Origin of the sequence: Corynebacterium halotolerans YIM 70093 = DSM 44683, assembly GCF_000341345.1 — a bacterium.
In the GTDB taxonomy this organism is placed as follows: domain Bacteria; phylum Actinomycetota; class Actinomycetes; order Mycobacteriales; family Mycobacteriaceae; genus Corynebacterium; species Corynebacterium halotolerans.
In genome coordinates this window covers 2,467,429-2,492,545 of record NC_020302.1, presented here as the reverse complement: position 1 = coordinate 2,492,545, position 25,117 = coordinate 2,467,429, and the positions used below count along the sequence as shown (strand labels likewise).

Annotated in this window: 23 protein-coding genes and 1 pseudogene; 12 read left to right on the top strand and 12 right to left on the bottom strand. The window is 69.2% G+C overall.

The window, feature by feature from the left end:
* The first annotated feature begins 41 nt into the window (after positions 1–41).
* On the top strand, positions 42–1,127 hold the full coding sequence (gene ald, locus A605_RS11460; protein WP_015401679.1) for an alanine dehydrogenase: 1,086 nt from the start codon (positions 42–44) through the stop codon (positions 1,125–1,127).
* A 66-nt stretch (positions 1,128–1,193) separates the two neighbouring features.
* Here the strand turns inward: ald and A605_RS11455 are convergent, their stop codons facing one another.
* Positions 1,194–1,595 (bottom strand): globin, encoded by a 402-nt coding sequence (locus A605_RS11455; RefSeq protein ID WP_015401678.1) that lies wholly within the window; start codon positions 1,593–1,595, stop codon positions 1,194–1,196.
* A 29-nt stretch (positions 1,596–1,624) separates the two neighbouring features.
* On the bottom strand, positions 1,625–2,626 hold the full coding sequence (locus A605_RS11450) for a mechanosensitive ion channel family protein (RefSeq protein WP_015401677.1): 1,002 nt from the start codon (positions 2,624–2,626) through the stop codon (positions 1,625–1,627).
* A gap of 65 nt (positions 2,627–2,691) precedes the next feature.
* Between A605_RS11450 and A605_RS11445 the strand changes: the two genes are divergently transcribed.
* The 3 genes from A605_RS11445 to A605_RS11435 all read left to right on the top strand — a co-directional run bounded on the left by A605_RS11445 (position 2,692) and on the right by A605_RS11435 (position 5,545).
* Positions 2,692–3,465 (top strand): ABC transporter ATP-binding protein, encoded by a 774-nt coding sequence (locus A605_RS11445; RefSeq protein WP_015401676.1) that lies wholly within the window; start codon positions 2,692–2,694, stop codon positions 3,463–3,465.
* A gap of 100 nt (positions 3,466–3,565) precedes the next feature.
* A complete protein-coding gene (locus tag A605_RS11440; protein WP_015401675.1) occupies positions 3,566–4,720 on the top strand; it encodes a cystathionine gamma-synthase in 1,155 nt (384 codons plus the stop codon).
* Positions 4,721–4,849: 129 nt separating this feature from the next.
* On the top strand, positions 4,850–5,545 hold the full coding sequence (locus A605_RS11435; protein WP_015401674.1) for a hypothetical protein: 696 nt from the start codon (positions 4,850–4,852) through the stop codon (positions 5,543–5,545).
* Between the two features lie 10 nt (positions 5,546–5,555).
* Here the strand turns inward: A605_RS11435 and A605_RS11430 are convergent, their stop codons facing one another.
* Together A605_RS11430 and A605_RS11425 are read right to left on the bottom strand one after the other, a co-directional pair.
* Positions 5,556–6,503, bottom strand: coding sequence for a DMT family transporter (locus A605_RS11430; protein WP_027004264.1), 948 nt, complete (start codon positions 6,501–6,503; stop codon positions 5,556–5,558).
* 31 nt (positions 6,504–6,534) lie between these two features.
* Entirely contained in the window at positions 6,535–7,044 is a 510-nt protein-coding gene (locus A605_RS11425; RefSeq protein WP_015401672.1) for a hypothetical protein, read from the bottom strand.
* A gap of 86 nt (positions 7,045–7,130) precedes the next feature.
* Between A605_RS11425 and A605_RS11420 the strand changes: the two genes are divergently transcribed.
* A complete protein-coding gene (locus A605_RS11420; RefSeq protein ID WP_015401671.1) occupies positions 7,131–7,850 on the top strand; it encodes an SDR family oxidoreductase in 720 nt (239 codons plus the stop codon).
* A gap of 149 nt (positions 7,851–7,999) precedes the next feature.
* On the opposite strand, the gene A605_RS11415 is transcribed toward A605_RS11420, so the two are convergent.
* Positions 8,000–9,973 (bottom strand): FAD/NAD(P)-binding protein, encoded by a 1,974-nt coding sequence (locus A605_RS11415; RefSeq protein ID WP_015401670.1) that lies wholly within the window; start codon positions 9,971–9,973, stop codon positions 8,000–8,002.
* Between the two features lie 168 nt (positions 9,974–10,141).
* On the opposite strand from A605_RS11415, the gene A605_RS11410 reads away from it, so the two are divergent.
* Entirely contained in the window at positions 10,142–11,410 is a 1,269-nt protein-coding gene (locus tag A605_RS11410) for an alkylhydroperoxidase domain protein (protein WP_015401669.1), read from the top strand.
* A gap of 132 nt (positions 11,411–11,542) precedes the next feature.
* Positions 11,543–12,373: a GntR family transcriptional regulator gene (locus tag A605_RS11405; RefSeq protein ID WP_244428981.1), complete on the top strand. Its 831-nt coding sequence runs from the start codon at positions 11,543–11,545 to the stop codon at positions 12,371–12,373.
* A gap of 37 nt (positions 12,374–12,410) precedes the next feature.
* On the opposite strand, the gene A605_RS11400 is transcribed toward A605_RS11405, so the two are convergent.
* The 4 genes from A605_RS11400 to A605_RS15570 all read right to left on the bottom strand — a co-directional run bounded on the left by A605_RS11400 (position 12,411) and on the right by A605_RS15570 (position 15,639).
* Positions 12,411–13,085: a response regulator transcription factor gene (locus A605_RS11400; protein WP_015401667.1), complete on the bottom strand. Its 675-nt coding sequence runs from the start codon at positions 13,083–13,085 to the stop codon at positions 12,411–12,413.
* On the bottom strand, positions 13,082–14,581 hold the full coding sequence (locus tag A605_RS11395) for a sensor histidine kinase (protein ID WP_015401666.1): 1,500 nt from the start codon (positions 14,579–14,581) through the stop codon (positions 13,082–13,084). The genes A605_RS11400 and A605_RS11395 overlap by 4 nt, the downstream gene beginning before the upstream one ends.
* Positions 14,582–15,013, bottom strand: a complete 432-nt coding sequence (locus tag A605_RS11390) for a hypothetical protein (protein WP_015401665.1) — start codon at positions 15,011–15,013, stop codon at positions 14,582–14,584.
* Between the two features lie 149 nt (positions 15,014–15,162).
* Complete coding sequence (locus tag A605_RS15570; RefSeq protein ID WP_015401664.1) at positions 15,163–15,639, bottom strand: CAP domain-containing protein; 477 nt, start codon at positions 15,637–15,639, stop codon at positions 15,163–15,165.
* A 208-nt stretch (positions 15,640–15,847) separates the two neighbouring features.
* Here A605_RS15570 and A605_RS11380 point away from each other — a divergent pair, with 208 nt between their 5' ends.
* On the top strand, positions 15,848–17,005 hold the full coding sequence (locus tag A605_RS11380; RefSeq protein ID WP_015401663.1) for an acyl-CoA dehydrogenase family protein: 1,158 nt from the start codon (positions 15,848–15,850) through the stop codon (positions 17,003–17,005).
* A gap of 214 nt (positions 17,006–17,219) precedes the next feature.
* Here the strand turns inward: A605_RS11380 and pepN are convergent, their stop codons facing one another.
* Entirely contained in the window at positions 17,220–19,820 is a 2,601-nt protein-coding gene (gene pepN, locus A605_RS11375; protein WP_015401662.1) for an aminopeptidase N, read from the bottom strand.
* Between the two features lie 122 nt (positions 19,821–19,942).
* Here pepN and A605_RS11370 point away from each other — a divergent pair, with 122 nt between their 5' ends.
* The 4 genes and pseudogenes from A605_RS11370 (at position 19,943) to A605_RS11360 (ending at position 23,511) form a co-directional block, all read left to right on the top strand.
* A complete protein-coding gene (locus tag A605_RS11370; RefSeq protein WP_015401661.1) occupies positions 19,943–20,560 on the top strand; it encodes a mycothiol-dependent nitroreductase Rv2466c family protein in 618 nt (205 codons plus the stop codon).
* Positions 20,561–20,709: 149 nt separating this feature from the next.
* Positions 20,710–21,096 (top strand): annotated as a pseudogene (locus A605_RS16085) (RtcB family protein); the annotation flags it as partial.
* 3 nt (positions 21,097–21,099) lie between these two features.
* A complete protein-coding gene (locus tag A605_RS15100; protein WP_428829373.1) occupies positions 21,100–22,980 on the top strand; it encodes an RtcB family protein in 1,881 nt (626 codons plus the stop codon).
* A gap of 243 nt (positions 22,981–23,223) precedes the next feature.
* Positions 23,224–23,511, top strand: a complete 288-nt coding sequence (locus A605_RS11360; protein ID WP_015401659.1) for a hypothetical protein — start codon at positions 23,224–23,226, stop codon at positions 23,509–23,511.
* Positions 23,512–23,574: 63 nt separating this feature from the next.
* Here A605_RS11360 and A605_RS11355 read toward each other — a convergent pair whose 3' ends face one another.
* Positions 23,575–24,339 (bottom strand): ABC transporter ATP-binding protein, encoded by a 765-nt coding sequence (locus tag A605_RS11355; RefSeq protein ID WP_015401658.1) that lies wholly within the window; start codon positions 24,337–24,339, stop codon positions 23,575–23,577.
* Positions 24,332–25,114: an ABC transporter permease gene (locus A605_RS11350; protein WP_015401657.1), complete on the bottom strand. Its 783-nt coding sequence runs from the start codon at positions 25,112–25,114 to the stop codon at positions 24,332–24,334. Before A605_RS11350 ends, A605_RS11355 begins: the two co-directional genes overlap by 8 nt.
* Positions 25,115–25,117 lie beyond the last annotated feature (3 nt).

Sequence of the window (25,117 nt, the reverse complement as noted above, 5' to 3'; positions counted from 1 at the left end):
ATCCAGGTCACAGTTCCTCAGGTCCAGGAGGTCTTTCTCACATGCGCATCGGTATCCCGAAGGAAGTCATGAACAGCGAGGGCCGCGTGGCCCTCAGTCCGGGCGGAGCCGGCACCTTGGTGGCCGACGGGAACGAGGTCATCGTCGAGCGCGGGGCGGGGGAGAACTCCAACTTCCCCGACGGCGAGTACGCCGCCCACGGCGCACGGCTCGTTGACACGGCCGCGGAGGCCTGGAACGACGCCGAGTTGGTGCTCAAGGTCAAGGAGCCGCTGGAATCCGAGTACGGCTTCCTGCGCGAGGACCTCATCCTGTTCGCCTACCTGCACCTGGCCGCCTCCCGGGAGGTCACCGACGCGCTGCTGGACTCGAAGACCACGGCGCTGGCCTACGAGACGGTCACGGATTCGCGCGGCGGGCTGCCGCTGCTGACCCCCATGAGCCAGGTTGCCGGCCGCCTGGCCGTCCAGGAGGGCGCACACCACCTGATGAGCCCCAAGGGCGGGCGCGGCGTGCTGCTGTCGGGGGTGCCCGGCACCGCCCCCGCGAAGGTCGTGGTGCTCGGCGGCGGCCAGGTCGGCGCCTCGGCGGTGGCCATGGCGCACGGGCTGCGCGCCGACGTCACGGTGCTCGACCTGGACCCGCAGGTCCTCGCCCGCTTCGACGACCTCTACCAGGGGCACGTGCGCACCCTGCTGTCGGATCCGCTGACGATCGAGGCGCAGCTGCTCGACGCCGACCTGGTCATCGGCGCCGTCCTGGTGGCGGGCGCCAGGACCCCGACGCTGGTGCCCGATTCCCTGGTGGCCCGCATGAGGCCGGGCGCGGTGCTCGTCGACGTGGCCGTCGATCAGGGCGGCTGCTTCGAGTCCTCACGCAAGACCTCCCACGACGCCCCGACCCACCCGGTCCACGGCACCCTGTTCTACGGCGTGCCGAATATGCCGGGCGCGGTCGCCAACACCTCCACCCGTGCCCTGACCAGCGCGACCCTGCCGTATGTGCGCGCCATCGCCCGTGCCGGGGTGGACGCCGCGATCGACCGGCACCCGGGACTCGAACCGGGTCTGATGACCCGCGGCGGGACGCTGGTCAGCAGGCCTGTCGCCGAGGCCTTCGGTCGCTGAAAAACCGGCGCGGACACACCGACGGCGGCCCCGGTTGGGGGCCGCCGTCGACGGTGTGCGAGGTGATCAGTCCGGCTGGTTGATGAGCATGGCCGCGGCGCGCTCCATGTGCTCCCAGATGGCGTGGCGGTAGGTCGGCGGGATCGTCTCCTCGTCGATCTGATCGAGGGAGTTGCGCATCAGCTCCAGCCACCGCAGCGCCGCCTCCCGGTTGACGGGGAATTCGATGTGGCGGCGGCGCAGCATGGGGGCGCCGCGGCGTTCATTGAAGGTCTGGGGTCCGCCCCAGTACTGGGCGAGGAACCACTTGAGGCGCTGCTCGGCGCCCTCCCAGTCGTCCTGCGGGTACATCGGGCCGAGGATGTCGTCCTCGGGGACCTGTGCGTAGAAGCCGCGGACGATGCGGGCGAAGGTCTCCTCGCCGCCGACGGCCTCGTACACGGACTGCGGGTTCTCCGGGGTAGTCATGCCCTCCACTCTAAGGCCCCGGGATCCGCCTAGATGTCGAAGTCCCCGGGGCGTTGCGCGCCGATGCCGTGCGGGTACGGGGTGGTGATGCCCGCGGCCTGCATGTCCTGGAGGACGCGGGCCATGATCAGGCGCTGCACGGCCCACTGCTGGCCGGGCAGGGTCTTGACGGACACGCGGAAGCTGAGGTGGTCGACGTCGAAGTCGGTCACGCCGTTGAGCACCGGTTCATCGATGACGGCGTCGGAGACCGCCTCGTCCTGGACCGTCTTCTGCGCCGAGGAGAGGATGACGTCGGCGGCCTTCTCGGCGTCGTTGGACAGGCCGACGGGCACCTGGATGCGGGCGATGGAGAACTCATCCGAGTAGTTGCCGATCCGCAGGATCTCGCCGTTGCGGACGTACCACAGGGTGCCGTCGATGTCGCGGATCGTGGTCACGCGCAGGGTGACCTCCTCGACATCGCCGATGATGCCGTCGCCGACGTCGACGGTGTCGCCCACGCCGTACTGGTCCTCCAGGAGCATGAAGATACCGGAGAGGAAGTCCTTGACCAGGGACTGCGCGCCGAAACCGAGGGCGACGCCGGCGACACCGGCGGAGGCGAGCAGCGGGGCGATGTTGACGCCGAGGGTCTGCAGGATCGCCAGGAACGCCCACAACCAGACGAAGATTCCGACGGCGGACTTGCCGACGTCCGCGAGGGTGTGCACGCGTGCCTGCCGACGGCCCTCCTGCGCCTTGCGCATGGCGGACATCTGCGCGGAGGCCTCCTCCTCTTCACGACTGCGGCGCCCGAAGGGGGCGAAGGCCGGCAGTTTGGCCTTCTTGTTGGCGGAGCGCCGGGCGAGGCGGTCGATGAGTTTGCGCAGTCCCCAGTGGGCGATCAGCGCCACGATGAGCGTGATGCCGATCTCGATGGGTTTGTCGATCAGCCACTCGCGCGTGGCGGGGTTGTCCCACCAGGTGTTGACCGCATCGACGGTCTGACCGACGCTGTCTTCCGTATTGGAGTCTTGTGCTGTGATCATCACCGCCGAGGGTAGTACGCGATTCTTGAAGAGGCTCACCGGCAGCTGAGGATAGGCTGTACACCATGTCTGCCGCATTGAGGTTCCGGGACGTCGCCGTCCGCCGGGGCGCCACCATGCTCGTGGAGGATCTGTGTCTGGATATCCCGCGGGGTTCCCACTGGGCGGTGCTGGGCCCCAACGGGGCGGGGAAGTCCACGATGCTCAAGCTGGCCGGCGGCTGGCTCCACCCCACGGCCGGTACCGTCGACATTCTCGGCCACCGGCTCGGCCGGGTGGACGTGCAGTCCCTGCGCCGGGGCATCGGCTGGGTGGATCCGCGCCAACGGTTGGGTGACATCCCGGTCCACGAGGCGGTGCTCTCCGGGCTGACGGGATCGAACGGGCTGCTTCCGCGGTGGGAGCCGAGTTCCGCGGAGCTCGAGCGGGTCGGGCGGCTGCTCGCGCTGACGGGCATGGCGGCCAAGCGGGAGCGGCGCTGGACGCAGCTGAGTCAGGGCGAGCGGGCCCGCACGCTCATCGCCCGCGCCCTGGTCACCGAGCCCGAGCTGCTGCTGCTCGACGAGCCGTCGACCGGTCTCGACCTGCCCGGGCGCGAGCGCCTCCTCCGGGTGGTCGACGACCTGCGGGCACGTCGTCCGGAGCTGACGACGGTGCTGGTCACCCACCACGTGGAGGAGATCGCGGCGTCGACCAGCGATGTGGCGATGATCGCGGACGGGAAGGTGCTGGCCGCCGGCCCGGTGGGGCAGGTGCTCACAGCGGCGAACCTCTCCCGCCTCTACGGGCTGCCGGTCCGGCTGGGGGAGGTCGCCGGGCGCTGGTTCGCCCACGCCTGAGACCGCGGGGGTGGGCGAGGGGTTCGCCAAGAATGGACAGCTTGGTCTATCATGGCGACTGATCACCCCACCAGCACCATTTCAGGAGCACGATTTCACGATGACCGCCGCCGATAACCAGGGCTTTTCCACGGCCTCGATTCACGCCGGCTATGAGCCGGACAGCCTGTACGGCCCGATCAACACCCCGATCTACGCGTCCACGACCTTCGCGCAGGACGGACTGAACGAGCTGCGCGGCGGCTACGAGTACACCCGGGTGGCCAATCCGACGATCACCGCCCTGGAGCGCACCGTCGCCGCCCTGGAGGGCGGGAAGTTCGGCAAGGCGTTCTCCTCCGGCATGGCCGCCACCGACATCGTCCTGCGCATCCTCCTGCGCCCGGGCGACCACCTGATCTTCGGCCACGACGCCTACGGCGGCACCTACCGGCTCATCGACTCCGTCTTCGCGGAGTGGGGCGTGGAGTACTCGGTCGTGGACACCACCGACGTCGACGCCGTGCGCGAGGCCATCACCGACAGGACGAAGGTGATCTGGCTGGAGACCCCGACCAACCCGAACCTGTCGGTCACCGACATCGCTGCCGTCGCCGGGATCAAGGGATCGGCCAAGCTCGTCGTCGACAACACCTTCGCCTCCCCCTACCTGCAGCGCCCGCTGGCCCTCGGCGCGGACGTGAGCCTGCACTCCACCACCAAGTACCTGGGCGGACACTCCGACGTCGTCGGCGGCGTGGTCGTCACCGACGACGCCGACTTCGACGAGCAGCTGGCCTTCTACCAGGGCGGCGTGGGCCCCATCCCGAGCGTCTTCGACGCCTACCTGACCGCCCGCGGCATCAAGACCCTGTCGGTGCGCATGGAGCGCCACTGCGACAACGCGGAGCGCATCGCCGAATTCCTCGACTCCCGCCCCGAGGTCTCCCAGGTCCTGTACCCGGGCCTGGCCTCCCACCCGGGCCACGAGGTGGCCAAGAAGCAGATGGACCGCTTCGGCGCCATGATCTCCGTGCGCTTCGCCGGTGGCGAGGAGGCCGCCCGCCAGTTCTGCCTGAACACCCGGCTGATCTGTCTGGCGGAGTCCCTCGGTGGCGTGGAATCCCTGGTCGAGCACCCGGCCAGCATGACCCACCAGTCCGTCAACGGCTCCCAGCTCGAGGTGCCGCGCGACCTGGTGCGTATCTCCGTCGGCATCGAGGACGTCGAGGACCTGCTCGCCGACGTCGAGACCGCCCTGGACGCGATCAACTGACCCGGGTCCACGGAAAACCCCCGGTGACGCCCAGCTGGCCGTCGCCGGGGGTTCGTTTGTCCTGCCGCGGCCGCACACCGGGATTACGCTGAGGGGCACCCGACCCCCGCCCCGACGAAGGGACGAGCCATGGCCACCTCCCCGCACCCGTTCCACACCCCCGACAGCACCCTCGACGACGACCTGGCCGGCTGGCTCGGCGAGCACGCCGACCACCGGGTGTTCGATGAGCTCGCCCGGCGCATTCTCTGCGGCGACATCGTCTTCCCGGCCGACGCCGGGGAACTGCTCGCCGAGGCCCTCGGGGACGAGGGCCTCCTGCCCGCCGGCGTCACGGATTCCGCGGCCGTCGCGGGCCCGGTCGCCGAACAGATCTGGCGGCACTGCGAGACAACCGCCGAAGCCTGGGCGGACGAGCACACCGACGCTGACCGGGTGATCGAGGCCTTCGAGTCCCTGGCGGAGCGGGGCATCGTCGCCGGCGTGTTCGTGGACTTCACCGACCTCGAACTCACCGACGAGTACCCCGGCGGCGTGCTGATCTGGGTCGACGAGTGGGGGAACCTCGACCCGTATGAGCGGCGCGACCTGAGCATCCAGTTCACCGGCCTGGGCGAGGCCGATGAGATGATCGGCCGCGCGCTCGTCGACGCCCTCCGCGCCGCCGGGCTCGAGCCGGCGGAACCGCTCGACGACGTGGTGACCGTGCCGGTGGTCTGGAAGTGGCACGTCGGCCGGGACAGTCCCCACGTGGATGACCTCGACCGGGACGACGTCGACGACGAGTTCGACGACACGGACTTCGTCCTGGGCGGGCCCTACTGACCGGCGTGGGCTAAACCAGGCGGATGAGCGCCACCCCCGCCACCATGAGCAGCAGGCCGAGTGCCTGCAGCGCGGTCGTCGGCTTGCGTCGGGCGCCCAGCAGCCCGAAGTGGTCGATGATGAGGCTGCCGCCCATCAGGCCGAGCAGGATGACCATCACCGTCAGCCCGGTGCCGATGATCGGGGCGAGGAAGGCGTTGCCGAAGACGAACGCGGCGCCGAGGAAACCGCCGATCCACATCCACCACGGGTTCGGGCGACCGTCGAGGCGCCTGAGCCGCCACGGCGTCCGCGTGGCCAGGACGATCAACAACAGGGTGGTCACCCCGACGGTGAAGGAGACCAGCGCGGCGGCCACCGCGGAGTCGATCACCACCCCGAGCCGGCCGTTGACGGCCGTCTGGGTGGCGCCGCACATGCCGAAGACCACGCCCGCGGCCCGCCACAGCCACAGGCCCGCCCCCTCACCACGGCCCCCGTCCAGCACCGGGGCGACGGTGCGGCGGCGCACCAGGGTGTCGAGCAGCCCGATCGCCCCGAGTACGCCGACGACCAGCAGGACCGCACCGGCCACGCGCGTGGCGGACAACGGGGCCTGTGGGGAATGGAACCACCCGAAGTGGTCGATGAGCAGGCCCATCAACACCTGCCCCGTGATGGGCAGAACCACGGTCTGCACGCTGCCCAGCCGCGGGAACAGGAAGATATTGCCGGTCAGCACGACGACGCCGAGGAAACCGCCCGCCCACAACCAGCCCGGTTGGCCGGCGGCGAGCCCCAGGTCGGGCAGGCCACCATCGACCAGCAGCGTGGCCACCAGCAGCGTGAGGGTGCCCACCAGAAACGAGATGAACGACGCCAGGAACGGCGAGCCCACCGACAGTCGCAGGCGCGAATTCGCGCTGGTCTGCAGCGGCATCACCAGACCGATGAGCACACCGAGGGGTAAAGCGAGCACGGGGACCTCCTTCATGCCTGGGCCGATCAGTTCACCCTAGTCCGGCCGGGCACCCCGGCCCGGCGGGCCCGGCCAGTCCGGCCACCGCATGCCGGAACCTGGCGGGCGTGGACACCCACGTCACCGCCGTCCCCTCGGCGGCGGGCAGGTCCTCGGTCCGGTGCACGCTCTCGATGGCCACGAAGGCGGGGGCGGTGTCCACCCGCTCGGCGAGCAGACCCGTGATATGGCACAGTTTGAACAGGAAGGACGCCTCCTGCGGCGACAACTCGGCGGCGAGGAGACACCCGCCCGTCGCGGTACCGGGATCGGTGCCCCCGGTGCCCCCGGCGCCCCCGGTGCCGGCCAGGTCCAGCCGGAACGGGAGGGGCCGCCCGCCCAGGCTCAGCGGCTCGTCCTCATTGACCATCAGGACACCACCCGCTCCGTCGCCGGCCTGCCGGACCCGCAGACGGTAGTGCCCGAGGAACGATCCCAGGACCGCGGGATCCGGGTCGACCCGTCGCCCGCGGAGATAGCGGTGGAGGTGGATGACGGCCATGACCCGGAAACTAGCAGGACGGCCGGACACGGCGCCATCGCACCACCCGGGCGGTGGCCGGGACCGGCGGGCTAGAGTCGAGGGGCATGACTGAACGCATCGCCATCGTCACCGGGGCCACTGGCGGCATGGGCCGGGAGATCGTCGCCGACCTGGCCCGCGACCACCACGTCTACGCGCTCGGGCGCAACCACGAGGCCCTCGCCGAACTGGGGGCCCTCGAGAAGGTCACCCCCGTCGGCGCCGACCTGGTCGGCGACCTGCTGGACGACGACACCGCCTCCTCCGCCGTCCGGCGCCTGCTCGGGCTCACACGCGTCGACGTTCTCGTGCACGCCGCCGCCATCGCCCGGCGCCACAGCGTGGACAGCGCCCGGGCCGGGGACTGGCGCGGCCAGTACGACCTCAACGTCGTCGTCCCCGCGGAGCTGACCCGGCTGCTGCTGCCCGCCCTGCGCGAGGCCGACGGCACGGTGGTCTTCCTCAACTCCGGGGCCGGGCGCGGCGCCTACCCCGGCAACATCGTCTACGCCGCCACGAAGCACGCGCTGCACGCGCTCGCCGACGGCCTGCGCAAGGGGGAGGCGAACAACGGCGTGCGCGTGACGACGGTCGCGCCGGGCCCGACCGACACCGGGATGCTGCGGGCCCTGCACGACGAGGCGGGGCAGGAGTACACGCCCGAGCACTACATCGCCCCCGCCGAGGTCGCCCGGGCCATCCGCCTGGTCGTCGACGCCGACGACTCCGCCCAGATCACCGGGATCGCCGTGCGCCCGCGGGTGGAGCTGGCCGACCGGCGGTAGCGCCAGGGGCCCGTCGGCGTCGAGTGCGGCCTCCAGACTGACCGGAGGCGTACCGCCGGGCGGGAAGAAGGCGGTCGCTTCGTCGGGGCTGCGTCCCGATGCCGCGTTCCACCCTCAGTGTGGTACCGCCCCGCAGGAGTGCCGAGGTCCTATGTTCCCAGCGCGACCTGCAGTGCGTGGAGTGCGGCGGTATCGGTTTCCTGCAGCATGAGTGGGTCCGTGCCGGGCATGGAGATGGTGGTGTCGGGCAGCTGTGCGTGGGTCGGGATACCGATGAGGTGGACCCGCGGGTCCACCCGGCCGTCCGCGCGCACCAGCAGGCGGGTGGCCGGGTCGACCTCGGGGGAGCCGGTCGCGATCCCGGTGCCGTCGGTCGTGGTGTCACGGAACGGGCGCAGCCGTCCGGCGTCGTCGAGGGAGACCGCGAGCGGATCGGCGGGGCGGCGCACGTCCGGTTTGTGCATCCAGGCGTCGACCAGCGTCATCGAGCGCACCTCGGCGTCGCCGGTGGTGTGGGAGTGGGCGACCCATTCCCCGGACGCCAGGTCGACCCGCAGCTTCGGGTCCGCGCCCAGGAAGGTGACCAGCCCCGCGTCGACGAGCGCGAGCAGCTGGCGGGTGCGGAACAGTGGCGGGCCGGAGCCGGCCATCTGACCCAGCGACATCATGGTGGCGAAGAGGTTGCGGCGCGACTCAAAGGTGTAGCGGCCCTCCGCCCCGAGGACCGCGGAGGGTTTGCGGGAGGCGCTGATCGACCACAGTGCGGCCTTGAGGGGACTGTCCGGGCCCAGGGTGGCCTGGCGGATGTCCTCGACCAGGGCCGTGGCGATGGCGGCGGTGACCTCGTGCCGGGTGCCGCCGACCCCGCCGAGCGGGTCGAGCCAGCGGGTGAGCGTGAACGGTTCGGCGCTGTGGGGTGCCAGCGCCGCATCGAGCGTGCCGACGCCCGCGTTGACCTGGGTGGTGTGGATCTCCGCCGCGTCGATGACCGCGACGATCTCGTCGAAGGAGGTGGTGACCGATTCCGGGCGCACCCGGTTCAGCACCCGGTAGTAGGCCTCGTAGGCGTCGCGGACGATCGCGGGCCAGACCTGAGAATCGAAGTCGATCGACGCGGGTTCCGTCGTGCCCGACAGCTCGGTGATGACGGCCCTGAGCCGGCGCAGCTCGGCCTTCGGCGGCAGGCCGCCGAAATCGGATTTCGGCAGGTAGGGGTAGCCACGGTGGGAGGTGACCACCAGGTGCGGCTCGCGGCCCGAGAGTTCGTAGCGCAGACCGGAGCGGGTGGCGGGGTCCTCGTGGAAACGCCCGCCCCGGTCGACGGTCAGCAGTGCCATGGCATCGAAGAAACCCATGCCGAGCCCGCGCACGAGCACGGTGCCGGATTCGGGGACCTGCTCGACGGGCTGGTCGACGGGGTTGCCGGGGCGGATCCACCTCAGTCCGGCGTGCTGTGCCTCCGCGTGGGCGAAACCCGCCTCGGCGTGGGTGGGGCCGGGGACCTGCCAGCCGTGGGCCAGCACGGTGGCGTCGGCGGGGACGACCGCGCCGTCGGACAGCGTGATGAGGTCCCGGTCCCGGTCGTCGTCCGCGGCCACGGCGGTGGCGCGGGCGTGGTGGTCGACCACGGTGACATTGTCGGGCAGGCGATGCAGCGCGACGTCGAGAACCCACCGCAGGTAGGCGCCGTAGAGGGCGCGCGAGGGGTGGGACTCCGGCACGGTCACGGCGATCTCCGCGGCGAAGGACTCGGCCACCCCGGCCCCGGGTGGGAACTCGTCGAAGACGGCGACCTTGCCGGGGTCGATGCCCGCGGGGTCGCCGCGCAGCAGCCGGATCCACTCGTGGAGGATGGGGCCCTCGAACACCGGGGCGGCCACGGTTGAGCGGGGCTCGGTGAAGAGGGTGACGGCCCCGGAGAGGGTGTTCATGCACAGGGTGCGGGTCTGCCCGGTGTCCCAGATGCGGCCGGCGCCGTGCTGAGCGTCGTCGATGAGGTGGAGTGTCAGCCCGGGGCGCTCGTCGGCCGGGAGCTCCCGCAGGGCCGTGCCGAGGCGTTCGACGACGGAGGTGCCGCGCGGGCCCATGCCGACGATCGCGATGGCGGGGGAGAGGGTGCTCACGGGTGCTGCTCCTGACATGACCGAAAGGGTAGCCCACACCACTGGGTGGGCCCTCGTGTCCGGGCCGGTTTGTCCGGTAGCGGCGGGACAGCCGGTCCATCCTCGGCGCCCCTGCGCGTCTGTAGCCTGGACCGCAGAAACGGGAGAAAGAAAGGTAAGGACACATCCATGGCCGACATCATCAACCTGCTCTCCGCTCTGCCCGGGGACCACGGGCTGGCCCGCCTGCGGGAGAAGCGCCCACAGGTGCTCGAGAATGCGCAGGCCAGCTTCGAGGCGCTCTTCGAGCCCGTCGATCCCGGCTCCTTCAGTTTCGCGGAGCGCTACGCCGTGGCCGCCTACGTCTCCGGGCTGCACCGGGTGGCCAACGCCCGTACCTTCTACACGGAGCTGCTGCGCGACGACGCCCCCGACGCCCTGGTCGACGCCGTCGACACCATCATCGAGGCCTCCCTGTCCACCGGACCCTACGGGACCTACCGCGAGCCCGGCCTGAGCGGGGACTCCGAGCCGGGTGGCCATGTCCTCAATGACAAGGGCGGGCTGGGCACACGCCTGGCCGCCGCCTTCGACTTCGCGCACCTGCTGGTCTTCCATCCCCGCGACTCCCGCCCCGAGTCCATCAGGCGCCTCGTATCCGCCGGCTGGTCCGCCGACGACGTGGTCAGCCTCGCCCAGCTGATCTCCTTCCTGACCTTCCAGCTGCGCGTGGTCCACGGCCTGCAGACCCTCGCCGGCCGTGATGTCGAGGTCAAGGCCGACGACAAGGCCCGTCACCCGGGCCTGGCCGCCGAGGACGTTGAGTGGGAACTGCCCGACCGGGGCCTCTTCGAGATCACCACCTACCCGGACCTGGTCCGCCCGGCGGCCTTCGTCAACCATGCCCTGGGCTGGAAGCCCTGGGTGCCGCCGGTGGTCAGGGCCGAACTGACCGATGGGCAGCGGGATGCGTTGATCACACCCGAGCGGGCTGACATGCCGTATTTCCGGCTGCTGGCCCGCGACCCCGCGGTGCTGAAGGCCCGCACCCTGACTGATTCGGGCATCTTCCACAACACCGACGGCGGTCTCGGCCGCGCCGGGCGGGAGCTGGTTGCCCTGCTCACCTCCCGGCTCAACGGCTGCGTGTACTGCGCCGCCGTCCATGCCGAGCGCACGGTCGAGGAGGGCGGGGACGCCGCGGTCGTCGACAAGCTGCTGGACGACGGCCTCGACATCGACCTCGGCTCCGACCGGTGGAACGTGCTGCGCGATGCCTCCCGCACCCTGGCATTCACCCCGATGGAGTACAACGCCGGCTGCGTGGGCAAGCTGCGGGCCGTCGGCCTCGACGATGCCGCGCTGCTCGACCACCTCTACGCGGTCTCCTTCGTCAACTGGGCCAACCGTCTGATGCTCTCGTTGGGTGAACCCGAGGTGCCCGTCCGCTTCCGGTAATGCGGGAAGCGCTCCGGTGCACCACCCCCGGTCCAGGGGTGAGGTGGGTGGGGCGGGGCGGAAGCAATAGTGGACTTCAGTGGCTGAACAGCACATATGCGATAATGAACATGGATTGGATAGGGTATGGGGGTGTCCACCTCATTCCGTCGTCATCCGGCGTACCTCGCCATCGCAGATGAACTCCGCGCCCGCATTGAACGGGGGGAACTGACGGCGGGTGACCGGTTGCCCACCGAGCGTGATCTGGTCACCGAGTTCGGGGTGGCCCGCATGACCGTGCGTCACGCTCTGGACATCCTCCAGCTGGAGGGGCTCATCGACCGCCGCCGGGGCCGCACCGGCGGCACCTTCGTGCGCAGCGTGCCCCCGGTCGTTGAACTCACGCGCATCGAGGGGCTCATGCCGCAGCTGCGGGAGCGCAACCTGACGGTGGAGTCCGAGGTACTCACGGCGGCGCGGATCCCCGCCCCCGCCCATGTCGCCCAGGCCCTCGGCCTCGAGGCCGACGACCCGGTCCTCCACCTCATCCGGCTACGCCGCGTCGAGGGCACCCCGCTGCTGCTCGAGAACTCCTTCCTCCCGGAACACCTGGTGCCCGGCCTGCTCGATGAGGACCTCACGGGCTCCCTCCACGACCTGGTGCGGGACGGATGGGGACTGCGCCCGGTGCGCAAATGGGAGACCATCACCCCGGGCATCGCCTCCGGCTGGGAGCAGGAGACCCTCGGCGTCACCCGCAACCTGCCCCTGCTGCGGCTGACCCGCACCGTGGAATCCGACCGCGGCGACATCATCCAGTACTCCGAGGACGCCCTGCGTTCGGACATCGCCCATATCCAGGTGGTCACCGAGGACGAACCGCTTCCCGGCACGGCAAAGCCGCAGCTTCGTCCGTTGGCCGTGCCCGGGGAGACGGATCGGGATCTCGACGGCCCGCTGCTCTCCGGCACGCGGGCGTAGGCCCCCGGGGCCCGGCCGGAGTGCAGGGGCGGGGGAGCTACACCAGCCGGTACCCGGAGCCGCGGACCGTCTCGATCTTCTCGGTGCCGATCTTCTTGCGCAGCGTGCGCACGTAGACGTCGACCACATTGGAACCGGGGTCGAAGTCCATGCCCCAGACCATGCTCAGCAACTGGGCGCGCGAGAGGATCTGGCCGGGGTGGCGCATGAAGGTCTCCAGCAGGCCGACCTCGCGCCGGGAGAGATCCTTCCACTTCTCGCCGACCTTCACCCGCTGGGTGCGCAGGTCGAGCACGAGACTGCCGCGGGTCATGCGGTAGGTGGTGTCGGCGCCGGCGCCCTCGACGTTGGCCTTGTCGACCAGGCGCAGCCGCACGCGCGCGAGCAGCTCCGCGAACTGGAAGGGCTTGGGCATGTAGTCGTCGGCGCCGCCCTCGAGCATGCGGATGCGGTCCTCGATCTTGGTGCGCGCGGTGAGCACGATGACGGGCATGGTCACCCTCAGTGCGCGCAGCTGCTCGAGCACGTCGGCGCCGTCCATGTGGGGCAGGCCCAGGTCCAGGATCATCAGGTCGAAATCCCCGGATCGGGCCAGGGCGAAGGCGGCCGGCCCGGAGTCCACGACATCACAGGCGTAGCCTGCGGCCTTCAGCCCACGCTGAATGAAATCGGCGATGCCGCGGTCGTCCTCGGCGACGAGAATCCTGCTCACTTCTGCTCTTTCCTCATTCTGTCGGTCTCGGTCACGGTTCCGGCACCCGTCTCCGGGGCAGGGATCTCCAGGCCGAAGATCGAGCCCAGTCCGACGGTGGAGTCGACGTAGGCCCGGCCCCCGTGGGCCTCGCCGATGGCCTGGACGATCGACAGCCCGAGCCCGGCGCCACTCGGCCGGTTCGTGCCGGTCTGCTCGCCGCGGGAGAAGCGGCTGAAGACGACGTCCTGCTGCTCGGCGGGCACCCCGGGGCCGCGGTCGCGCACCCAGATGCGGAACACCCGGCCCGTGCCCTCGCCGATGAACTCGGAGCCGAGACCGACCCCGTCCCCGCTGTAGCGCAGGGCGTTGCCCATCAGCTCCAGGACCGCCTCGGTGATCCGCTGCTCGTCGAGGGTGACCGTTCCCTCGGCGACGGCGACGAGCTGGATGCGGTCGCTGATCGTCTGCGCCTTGTCCTCGATGTCGATGGTCAGCTCGGCGGCGTCGACCTCGGCCGGGTGCACGAAGTCCCCGGAATCGGCGACGGCTAGGAACAGCAGGTCATTGACCATGCGTGCCATGCGGTCGAGTTCCGCGGTGGCCAGCTCGATGGACCGGGCGCGTTCCTCCGGCGGGGAGGACTCGAGCAGTTCGAGCTGGCCGCGGACCACGGTGATCGGGGTGCGCAGCTCATGCCCGGCGTCATCGACGAACTGGCGCTGGTCGCGGTAGGCGGCCTCCAGCCGGTCGAGCATGGCGTTGAAGGTCTCGGCCAGCTGGGCGATCTCGTCGTTGCCCTCCACGGGCACGCGCCGGGTGAGATCCGAGTTGGAGATCCGCGAGGAGACGTTCCGCAGCTGACGGATGGGGGCGATGATCTGGCCGGCGATCAGCCAGGCGATGAGCACGCTGGCGGCCAGGCCACCGAGGGCGACCAGCGAGATCAGCCGCACCTCCGCGTCGACGGCGGTGCGGTGATCCTTCGTGAACGCGATGACCGCGAAGTGGGATTCCGGATCCTCCGGGCCGGTGGACACGTTCACCCGGCCCCAGTGGGCGGGGCCGCGCTCGTCGTCGGTGACCACCCCTGCGGTGGCCGCTGACGTGGCGATCTCCCGGACCAGCGGTTCAGTGCTCGACAGCGGTTCTGGGTGGGTACCGCCGATACCGGAGAGATCCATCTGGATCAGCTGATCGTCGACCAGACCGAAGATGGCCTCGTTGTCGTCGGGGATCTGGCGGGCGAGGTAGACCTCGATGAGCCGGGCCGCAGAGCCGAAGGGCTGGGCCGTGGCGGGGTCGGTGCCCTCCTGGGCGAAGCGGCGGAACTCCTCGATCTCCTGCTCGACGGCCGCGTTGGCGGTGTTCGTCACCTGGGACAGCAGCACGGAGCGGGTGATGACGATGACGCTGGCCAGGGTGACCAGCACGACCACCGTGATCCAGAGGACGATTCGCCAGCGCAGCGAGGCGGAAGGATAACCCGAGGGGAGACGGGGCGAGGGGAGTTTCACTTAGTCGTCCCAGTCATCGTCCCAGTCATCGTCGTCCCCATCATCGTCATCCCAGTCGTCGTCATAATACTGGTAATTCAACGGCGGTTGCGGGGCCGGCGCAGGGGCCCGGTACTGCGGCTGCGGGGCAGGCGCCGGGGCTGGGTCCGGGGCCGGCTGTGGGGCGGGTGCCGGCGCCGGCTCCCGGGCCGGGGCGTCGTCCACGCCCTCATTGCCCGTACCCTGCTCAGACGGTCTGTCTTCCGACGTCGCGGGGCCGTCCCCGACGGCCGTCTCCGGGGCGCCGGTGTCGTCACCGACGCTGACGGTGGCGGTGCGCGGATCGATGTCGGGGGTCTGGTTGTTGTTCGCCAGTGCGGCGCCGCCGACGGCGACGATGAAGAGGAGGGCGACGATCGCGATGAGTGGGGCGAATCGACGGAGTGTGGGCATGGCGCGGATGTCCTTCTACTCGTGTACGGTCGTGAGCTTTGTCATCTGAGCACCATTGTCGACCGCCCCCGTGAGAACCGGGTGAGGTGAGCATGAAGGTTTCTTCATCTGCGCCGCGGTGGTGTCCCACCGTCACGCCCGTCGGGGAGTTACCGGCTGAACTGCTGGGTGGCGTAGGTCGCGCCGTCATCGGAGACCGCCAGGCCCACACCGATGCGGGTGTGGTCGGGGTTGAGGATGTTGGCGCGGTGACCGGGGCTGTTCATCCACATGTCCACGAAAGTCGCGGCGTCCACGTCCGGCGCGGTGGTGTAGGCGATGTTCTCGGCGACGTTCCACCCGGTGCTGTGCCGGAAGTTCCCGTCCCCGGCCATCTGGCCGGACCACTGCCGCGAGTTCTCGGACAGCGTCGAGTCCTGGACCAGCGGGTCGAGGCCACGGGTGGCCCGTTCCTCGTTGGTCAGGCGGATGATCTCCGCCTCCACGGCGCTGGTGTCCCGATCTGGGGCGGTGACCGGGGAAGGAGCGGTCTGCGGCAACGAACTGGAGCTGGACTGGGCGTGGGCGGGAGCGGCGCCGACCGCCAGTGCCGCCGCTACGGCGAGGGTCATCATCTTCTTCTTCATCGGTGGTTTCCTCCGGTGTTCGGTGGGATGGGTGGCGGGACGTTCCCCGCTGGGGAGAACGACCCTCCGAAAGTGGTGCCCCACGGTAGGGGACGGGGAGCACGACGACAAGAACGAAAGAGACCACAAGGACGACAGGGAAGTCCGCGCCGGGCACCGGGGTAGCATCGGCGCTCATATCCCGGAGAAGGCGAATGAAGGAGGATCAGTGACCACGATCGAGGAGCTCTTGCCCGATGACCTGCTGGAGACCCTGCGCGGACGGGCCGCCGGATACGACGAGGACAACCGGTTCTTCACGGAGGACCTGGAGGATCTGAAAGCCGCGCGCTACCTGACCATGCTGGTCCCTGAGGAATTCGGCGGGCACGGGCTCACCCTCCGGCAGGCCAGCCAGGCGCAGCGCCGGCTGGCGCAGGCGGCCCCGGCCACGGCGCTGGGCATCAACATGCATCACGTGATCATGGGTATGGCCTACACGCTGTGGCGGCGGGGCGACCACCGCCTGGACTGGGTCTTCGAGGACGCGGTCAAGGGCGAGATCTTCGCCTTCGGGATTTCCGAGGCGGGCAACGACGCCGTCCTCTTCGACTCCGTGTCCACCGCCACTCCTTCGGGGGACGGCGGGTACACCATCAGCGGCACGAAGATCTTCACCTCGCTGTCCCCCGTGTGGACCCGGCTGGTGGTCCACGCCCGGCACGAGGACCAGCTGGTCTTCGGTTTCCTCGACCGCGACGCCGACGGCATCGAGATCATCAACGACTGGGACACCCTGGGCATGCGCGCCTCCCAGTCCTGCACGACCAAACTGCACGAGGTGGTCATGCGCCCGGAGCGGGTGGGCACCCACACCCCGCTCGGCCCCAACCCCGACCCGCTGGTGTGGGGCATTTTCGGCGCCTTCGAGCTGCTGCTGGCCGCCGTGTACACGGGCATCGGTGAGCGGGCGGTCAACCTGGCCGTCGAGATCGTCGGCAAGCGTCGCTCCCACGTCAAAAACGCCCCCTACGCCCACGATCCCGACATCCGCTGGCAGATCGCCTCGGCCGGGATCCTCATGGACGGCGTCGTCCTGCAGCTGGAGAAGCTGACGGGCGATGTCGACCTGGTCGGTACCGGGGAGGAACCGCAGTACGGCGGGAAGTGGTTCCTGCACTTCTCGGGCGTGAAGGGCCGGGCCACCGAGGCCGCCAAGGAGGCCGTGGAGCTGGCCGTGCGCACCACCGGTGGCTCGCAGTACTTCCGCCGCAGCGAACTGCAGCGGCTCTACCGCGACGTCGTCGCCGGGCTCTACCACCCCTCCGACAATGAGTCCCTGCACGCCTCCTACGCGAAGGCACTGCTGGGCCCGGTCAGGGAGTAGCTGCGATCCGGGCCCGAGATCACCTGACTGAGAGCACCTCACCGAGAGCAGTACCTGATCTCGGTCTCGCGGCGGCCTCCCCACCGAGATCAGGTGGCGGTCTCGGTGGGGTCCTTTCGGGCCGGTGATCTCGGGGAGGGCCCCGAGGATCCCCGTCACACCTCCCGGCCGGGATCGGCTGCCTCTCCCGGCGCGGAACCGCCCCGAAACCCTCCTACTCCCCGGCGTCGACGCGGCGGTTGCGCAGGGCGCGTTCCACACGGGAACGCTCCTCGGTGATCACCCGCGCCAGGCCGGCGGGCAGGTCGCGCTCGAGGAAGGCGGCGGCCCGGTCGAGGCCCGCCCGGCTGATGTCCCAGCTGGGGTAGAGGCCGGCCAGGGTGCGCAGCGCCATCTCCGTCGACGAGTTCTCCCACAGCTTCTCGGCGACCTCGAAGTAGGGCCCGGCCAACGGGGCCAGATGTGGGGTCGAACCCGGGTAGACCAGGCCCTCCATCTTGTGTCGGGCGTCCAGGTTCGACAGGTCGCCGGCAATGAGCTCGTCCCACACGGCCTTCTTGGCCTCGTCGGTGTTCACCGCGGCCGCGGCGCGCAGGGCGGCCTGTCCGCCGGTGGCCGAGCGGTCGCGGGTGCGCTCGGCGGCGATCGCCGCATCGACCTCGTCGACGGCACCGTGGGCGATGAGTGCGGCCAGGGCCCGCCAGCGCAGGTCTGCGTCGACGGTCACGTGCTCGGCCGCGTCGTCGAGCACCGAGCGCAGGAAGTCGGCGGCGGCGTCGGTGAGCGGGATCCGGGTCAGCGCCTGCGCGAAGACCAGGGAGGACTCCTCGTCTCCGGTGCGCACACCGGCCAGGAAGGCGTCGGCCAGCAGCGCGTTGCCCTCTGATTCGGCCCAGGCGGGGTCGGCGTAGGAGCGTACGGCGGCCGCGGCCTGTCCCAGGATGCGCTCGAGGACGGCCAGCTCGGTCTCGTGCGCCGCGCCGCGGGCGACCAGGGCGGCGAAGTCACGCGCGCGCAGCTTCCCGTCACGGGTCATCTCCCACAGGGCGGACCAGCACAGGGTGCGGGCCATCGGGGAGTCGATGCGGTCGATGTTCTCCAGCACGAAGGCCACCGACGCATCGTCCAGACCCATCAGGCAGTAGGTCAGATCGTCGTCGTTGACCAGCACCAGGTCGGCGGCCTCCACCCCGACGAGCTCATCGACGCCGGCCGACGCGCCGTCGACGTCGAGCTCGACGCGGTGGGTGCGGCGCACGCGGCCGCCGTCGGACGGGTCAAGCGAGTAGAGGCCGACGGCGGTGCGGTGGGTGCGCAACTCACCTGCACCGGGTTCGGCGCCGGACTGCTCGACGGTGAAGGAGGTGTACTTTCCGTCCTCGACGGTGAAGGCGGGGGTCAGGCGGTTGATGCCGGTGGTTCTGAGCCACTGGTCGGCCCAGCCGGACAGGTCGCGGCCGGAGGCGGTCTGCAGGGCGCCCAGCAGGTCGTCGAAGGTGGCGTTGCCCCAGGCGTGGTCGGCGAAGTGGCGGCGCACGCCGGCGAGGAAGTTCTCCCGGCCGACATAGGCCTGCAGCTGCTTGAGCACGCTGGCGCCCTTGGCGTAGGTGATGCCGTCGAAGTTCTGCTCGACGGTCTCGATGTCGGAGGCGTCGGCGGAGATCGGGTGGGTGCTGGGCAGCTGGTCCTGGCTGTAGGCCCAGGACTTCTCGACGTTGGCGAAGGTCACCCAGGCGGTGCCGTACTGCGTCTCCTCGGCCTGCGAGATCGCCGCCGACCAGGTGGCGAAGGACTCGTTGAGCCACAGGTCGTCCCACCACTGCATGGTCACCAGGTCGCCGAACCACATGTGGGCCAGTTCGTGGAGGATGGTCTCCGCGCGGCGCTCGTAGCGGTAGTGGGTGGCCTTCGAGGTGAACACGTACTCGTCGCGGATGGTCACGCAGCCGGCGTTCTCCATCGCGCCCATGTTGTACTCGGGGCAGAAGACCTGGTCGTACTTGCCGAAGGGGTAGGCCATGCCGAAGTTGCGGTGGAAGAAGTCGAAGCCCTGCTTGGTCTCGGTGAACAGGCGTCGGGAGTCCAGGTGCTTCGCGATGGACTGGCGGCAGAACAGGCCCAGCGGGACCTCGAGCTCGGTCGGCTGGTCGGTGGGCGTCTCCGGGTGGTGGGTCAGCTGTCCGCGCCAGGTGTCGCGCACCTCGTGGTAGGGGCCGGCGCACACGGCGATCAGGTAGGTGGACAGGGGGGTGTCCACCCGGGAGAGGTGGGTGGCGGTTCCCTCGCGGCGCACGGTGCGCTGCGGGGCGTTGGAGATGACCTTCCAGTCGTCCGGGGTGTGGACCGTCAGCGCGTAGGTGGCCTTGAGATCCGGCTGATCGAAGCAGGTGAACACCCGCTTGGCGTCGGCGGTCTCGAACTGGGAGTACAGGTAGGTCAGGCCGTCCGCCGGATCGACGAAGCGGTGCAGCCCCTCGCCGGTGCGCGAGTACGGGCAGACGGCCTCCACCCGCAGGGAGTGCCGCCCCACGGACAGGTCCTTCAGCGCGATGCCGTGGGTCTCGTCGTAGCCTTCCGCGTTGAGCGTGAGTGCGTCCGGGCGGATGTCGCGGCCGTCGAGAAGCACCTCCTCGACGCGGCGGGCGCGCAGGTCGATGAAGGTGTCCCCGGCCTCACGGACGGTGAAGTTCACGACGGTGGTGGAGATGAACTCGGTCTCGGAGCCGGTCAGATCCAGGGTGATGTCGTAGTGGTCAACCTGGAGCAGGCGGGACCGGTGGGCGGCCTCGTCGCGGGTGAGATTGGTCGACGTCATAACGGCTCCTTTGCGGTGGGACGGGGGTGTGCTGCAGAGCACCGGGCAACGGCATCCAGCCTAATCCGCGCCTAAGGTGGGGCAGACAGGATCCCCTGACTGACTTATTAAGGAGACTTTCAATGGCTGAGTCCGTGAAGTTCGGCTTCGACGTCATCTGCCCGTTCGCGTGGCAGACCTCCCGTTGGATCAAGGAGGTGGAGAAGGTCCGCGACATCGAGGTCGAGTGGGTCCCCATGTCCCTGGCCGTGCTCAATGACGGCCGCGACCTGGACGAGGGCTACATGGAGGGTATGAAGGCCGCATGGGGCCCCGCCCGCGTCTTCGCCAAGGTCAAGCTGGAGGCCCCCGAGAAGGTGGACGAGCTCTACACCGCCATGGGCACCATCATCCACCCCGGTGGAGAGGGCGGCGGGAAGGGCTTCGGCGCCTACGACGAGGTGATCAAGAAGGCGCTGGCCGAGGTCGGCCTCGACGCCTCCTACGCAGAGGTGGCCAACACCGAGGACGTGGACGCCGACCTGCGTAAGTTCCACGAGGACACCATGCGGCCAGTTGGCGACGAGGTCGGCACCCCGGTGCTCCACCTCGGCGACACCGCCTTCTTCGGCCCCGTGATCACCCGCGTGCCCGAGGGCGAGGAGGCCGGTGAGATCTTCGACGCCGCCGTCCGCCTGGCGCAGTACCCCTACTTCTTCGAGGTCAAGCGGTCGCGCACGGAGATGCCGCAGGTGAAGTAGGTTTTCGCGGAAGTTTCGAACCCCCGGTCGTGGTGAACGCACGGCCGGGGTTCTTTTCTCTGGGGCTCCGGAGTTTTCCGGGCAAGGTCATCACGGTGCCTCAGTCCGTTACAGAGGGGCAGTTTGTTGCTGGATCCCCGGCTTCGCCCATGGTCAACAGGGCTAAACCGCCCCTTTGTAACAGCGGTACCGATCGCCGTCGTGGGGTGGCGCGCATCCCGGGCCCTGCCGGCACTGTGGTGCCTCACCCGGATGCACCGGCGGGTTCCGGGTCGAACGGCTACCCTCGGGATAAAACCGCAGGTTACTGCCTAACCAAGGAGCCGACCATGCCGCACCGCGAACTCGCACCCAATGTCCTGTCCTGGGCCAGCATCATCGACGACGCCACCGCCGACCAGGCGATTGCGCTCGCGAAACTGCCGTTCGTCGCCCCGCACGTGGCGCTGATGCCCGACGCCCATTTCGGCATGGGCTCGGCCGTCGGCACGGTCATTCCCACTGATGGGGCCGTACTTCCAGCTTCGGTTGGGGTCGACATCGGATGTTTCACGGGCGACACCAAGGTCCCGCTCCTTGACGGTCACCAGAAAACGCTCAGGGAAATGACCGAAGAAGGTGGAACCCACTGGGTCTACTCGCTGGATAGCGAGCGCAAGATCGTCCCTGGCCGGGCCGTCGGTCTCAAGACCCGGGAAGACGCGGAGCTGATGCGGGTGACCGTCTCCGGCGGGGAGGAGATCATCTGTACCCCGGATCACGAGTTCATGCTGAATGACGGAACCTACCGGGAAGCCAGGGACCTCCAATTCAATGACAGCCTCATGCCCCTGTACAGGAAGTGGCAGACCCGTGATGGGTATGAAAGCGCCAGCACCGGCAAAGGGAGTGCCCGTCAAACCCATGTGATGGTGTACGAGGCGCTGCACGGGGCTGTGCCTGACGATCACGTCGTGCACCACAAGAACCACATTCATTTCGATAACCGGCCGGAGAACCTGGAAATCATGGAGAAGGGGGAGCACTCCCGATACCACCGCCGGGTGGGGCACAGCTTCGACAACACATCTCCTGAGTTTCAGGAGCTGCGGATGGCGGGTATTCGGCGGCGGGCCGAAGACCCAGCCAAGCGTGAACGAATGGTGGAGGTCGGAACGAAGAACATCACCGCCTACATGGAGGGGAAGCCAGAGCACTTCAAGGAGGCGGTGGCGGACAACGGTAAGCGCGGTGCGCCCTATCTCACCAATTTCAACACCTCTCCACGCGCTTGCGATGAGTGTGGCGAAGTGTCCGAGAACCCGGCGGCGTTGCGCTGGCACAAGAACCGCGAGCATGGAACCAACCACAAGGTGATCAGGATCGAGCACCTGGATGAGCGCGCTGACGTGTACTGCCTGCAGGTTGAGGAGCACAACAACTTCGCTCTGGCAGCCGGCGTGTTCGTGCATAACTGCGGAATGATCGCCGCCCGCACCCACTACACCGCTGAAGACCTGAATCGGATTGAGCTGACCGAGCTGCGCGACCAGATCGAACGCGCCATCCCGCTCTCGCCCGGCAACTACAACCGCAGGGTCCACCACGACCACACGAGGCAGCGGGTGCAGGAACTCGAGAACCTGGCCGACCGTGACGGCGTGGACCTGTCCCATTCCCCGAAGTGGCGTGAGCAGCTCGGCAGCCTGGGCGGCGGCAACCACTTCATCGAGCTGTGCCTCGATGAGCGGGACCGGGTGTGGTGCTTCCTGCACTCCGGCAGCCGGGGCGTGGGCAACAAGATCGCCCGCAAGCACATCGGCATCGCCCGCGACCGGTCCGGCAAGGGGGACATCGAGCTGACGGACCCGGACCACGCCTATCTGCGGGAGGGCACACCCGAGTTCGACTCCTATCTGAAGGACCTGCACTGGGCGCAGACCTTCGCCCTGCTCAACCGCGAGGAGATGATGGACCGCTTCGTGGGCCAGCTCGCCCGCCTAATGGGGGATGACGCAGCCGAGATCGAGGTTGAGCGGGTCAACACCCACCACAACTACACCGAGAAAATCAATCTCTACGGCAGCGAGGTGTGGCTGACACGCAAGGGCGCGATCGACGCCACCGAGGGTAGGCCCGGCCTGATCCCCGGTTCCATGGGTACCCGCTCCTACGTCACCCGCGGCAAGGGAAACGAGGACGCGCTCTACTCCGCCCCGCACGGCGCCGGGCGCACCATGTCCCGCCGACAGGCGAAGAAGCAGTTCACCGCCGAAGATCTCGACGCCCGCATGACGGGCATCGTCTACCGGCCCGGCAAGGAATGGGTGGACGAGATTCCGGATGCGTATAAGCCGATCGATCAGGTGATGGAGGACGCGAGCGACCTCGTCGAGGTGGTCCACGAGCTGCGCCAGGTGCTCAATATCAAGGGCACGTAGGTCGGGGCGGAAGCAAGGTGCATTTTCGTGCGTGCATTCGATTGACAGGAGTGCATTTCCCCTGTTCAGCCCATTTCGGCGGAAAGGAAAATACACCTGACCGTTCGAGGATCGGTCTCACCCAGGTCCGCAGCTCCGACCGGACGCACCGCCCGACGGTACGATTGACGGTAGCTCGGCCCACGGCCCGCACATCACGGAACCAGGCACCTACGACTCGAGTTAGTGCAGGTGAAGGAACTCATGTTGGAAACCACGATCATCGCTTCGGTCATCGCCCTCATCGGAGGGGCGGTCGCCTACTACGGATGGGGAAACCATAAGCTGCTGTCCATCGTCGGCGGCGCGATCGGCATCATCGCGGCGGCGGTCGCGATCATTGGCGCCTTCATCGGCGCCCTGGCGGTCATCTTCAAGCTCATTCCGGTCCTGATCCTCGCCGGACTGATCCTGCTGCTGTGGAGGATCTTCGGCAACCGAGATCGGTCGGCGGATACCGGCTCCGACACGGCATCGGCAAACTACCGCTGATCGCAGGAGACAACGAACCCGGGACCACCGCGTGGTCCCGGGTTCTTCCGTTCCGCCGGCCGTTCAGTGCTGCAGCAGCCCCAGCAGCTCGTGACGCAGCCCGGCGCTGCGCTGCTCGCCGACCGGGTCGTCGGACTCACCGAAGCGCGGCCGCGGCAGGTCCACGGTGATGTCGGCGATGATCGTGGAGTCCGGGCTCGGCGCCATGACGAGCACCCGGTCGGAGAGCAGGATCGCCTCGTCCACGTCGTGGGTGACCATGACGACGGTGCGCCGGGACGCCTCCCACACCTGGAGCAGCTGGAGCTGCAGCTGCCGGCGGGTCAGCGCGTCGAGGGCACCGAACGGTTCGTCGAGAAGCAGGATCTCCGGATCGATGGCGAAGGCCCGGGCCAGGCCCACGCGCTGCTGCATGCCACCCGACAGGCGCGCCGGGCGCCGGTCGGCGGCGTGGGTGAGCCCGACCTTCGCCAGGAAGTCCGCGGCGATCTCGCGGCGCTGCTGCTTGCCGTACTGCGGACGGGCGGACTTCAGCCCGAACTCGATGTTGCCGCGGGCGGTCATCCACGGCAGCAGCGCGTGGTGCTGGAAGACCATGCCGCGGTCGGGGCCGGGGCCGGTGACCTGTTCGCCGCCCGTGGACACGGTGCCGGTCGACGGGAACTTCAGGCCGGCGATCATGCCGAGGATGGTGGACTTTCCGCAGCCGGAGGGGCCGAGGAGGGAGACGAACTCGCCCTCGTCGATCGTCACGGAGGTGGGCCCGATGATGGTGGTGGACCCGTAGGACTTGGTGATCTGGTCGATCTCGACGGTGGAGCTAGTCATAGCGGACAACCTTCTGCAGAGCGGCGATGAGGTGGTCGAGGATGAGGCCCGTGACGCCGATGATCACGATGGCGACCACGATGGCGTCGATGTCCAGGCGGTTCCACATGTTCCACACGAAGAAGCCGATGCCCTGGCCGCCGACGAGCATCTCGGCGGCGATGATCACCAGCCACGACGTGGACAGCGACAGGCGCAGGCCGGTGATGATGCCGGGCAGCGCGGAGGGGAACCAGACGTAGACGATCCGCTGCCACCAGGGGGTGCCGAGCGTGGCCGTCAGATCCAGGTAGGTCGGATGGATGCCCCGCACCGCGTCGATCGTGTTGACCAGGGTGGGCCACAGCGCGGAGAGCACGATGACGAACACGGCGGTGTTCTCCGCGTCGCGCAGCAGCGCCAGGCCCAGCGGCAGCCAGGCCAGCGGGGAGACCGGCCGCAGAATCTGGATCAGCGGATCCACGGCCCAGCGCAGGGTGGTGCTCGCGCCCAGCAGGAAGCCCAGCGGGATGGCGATCGCCGTGGCGATGGCGAAGCCGATGACCACCCGCCGGAGGCTGGCCACCAGGTGCCAGAAGATGCCCACGCTGGCGGGACCGTCCCGGTAGAACGGATCGGAGAGGATCTCGACGCCGCGCTCGAGCGTGCGCGCGGGCGTCGGTGCGAGGTCGCTGAGCCAGCCGGCCGACGCGGCCAGCTGCCAGACGCCGATGAACGCGGCGAACACGACGAGGCCGAGCACAGCCGCGTTGAGTGGTTTCGGGGTGGTCTTCATGCT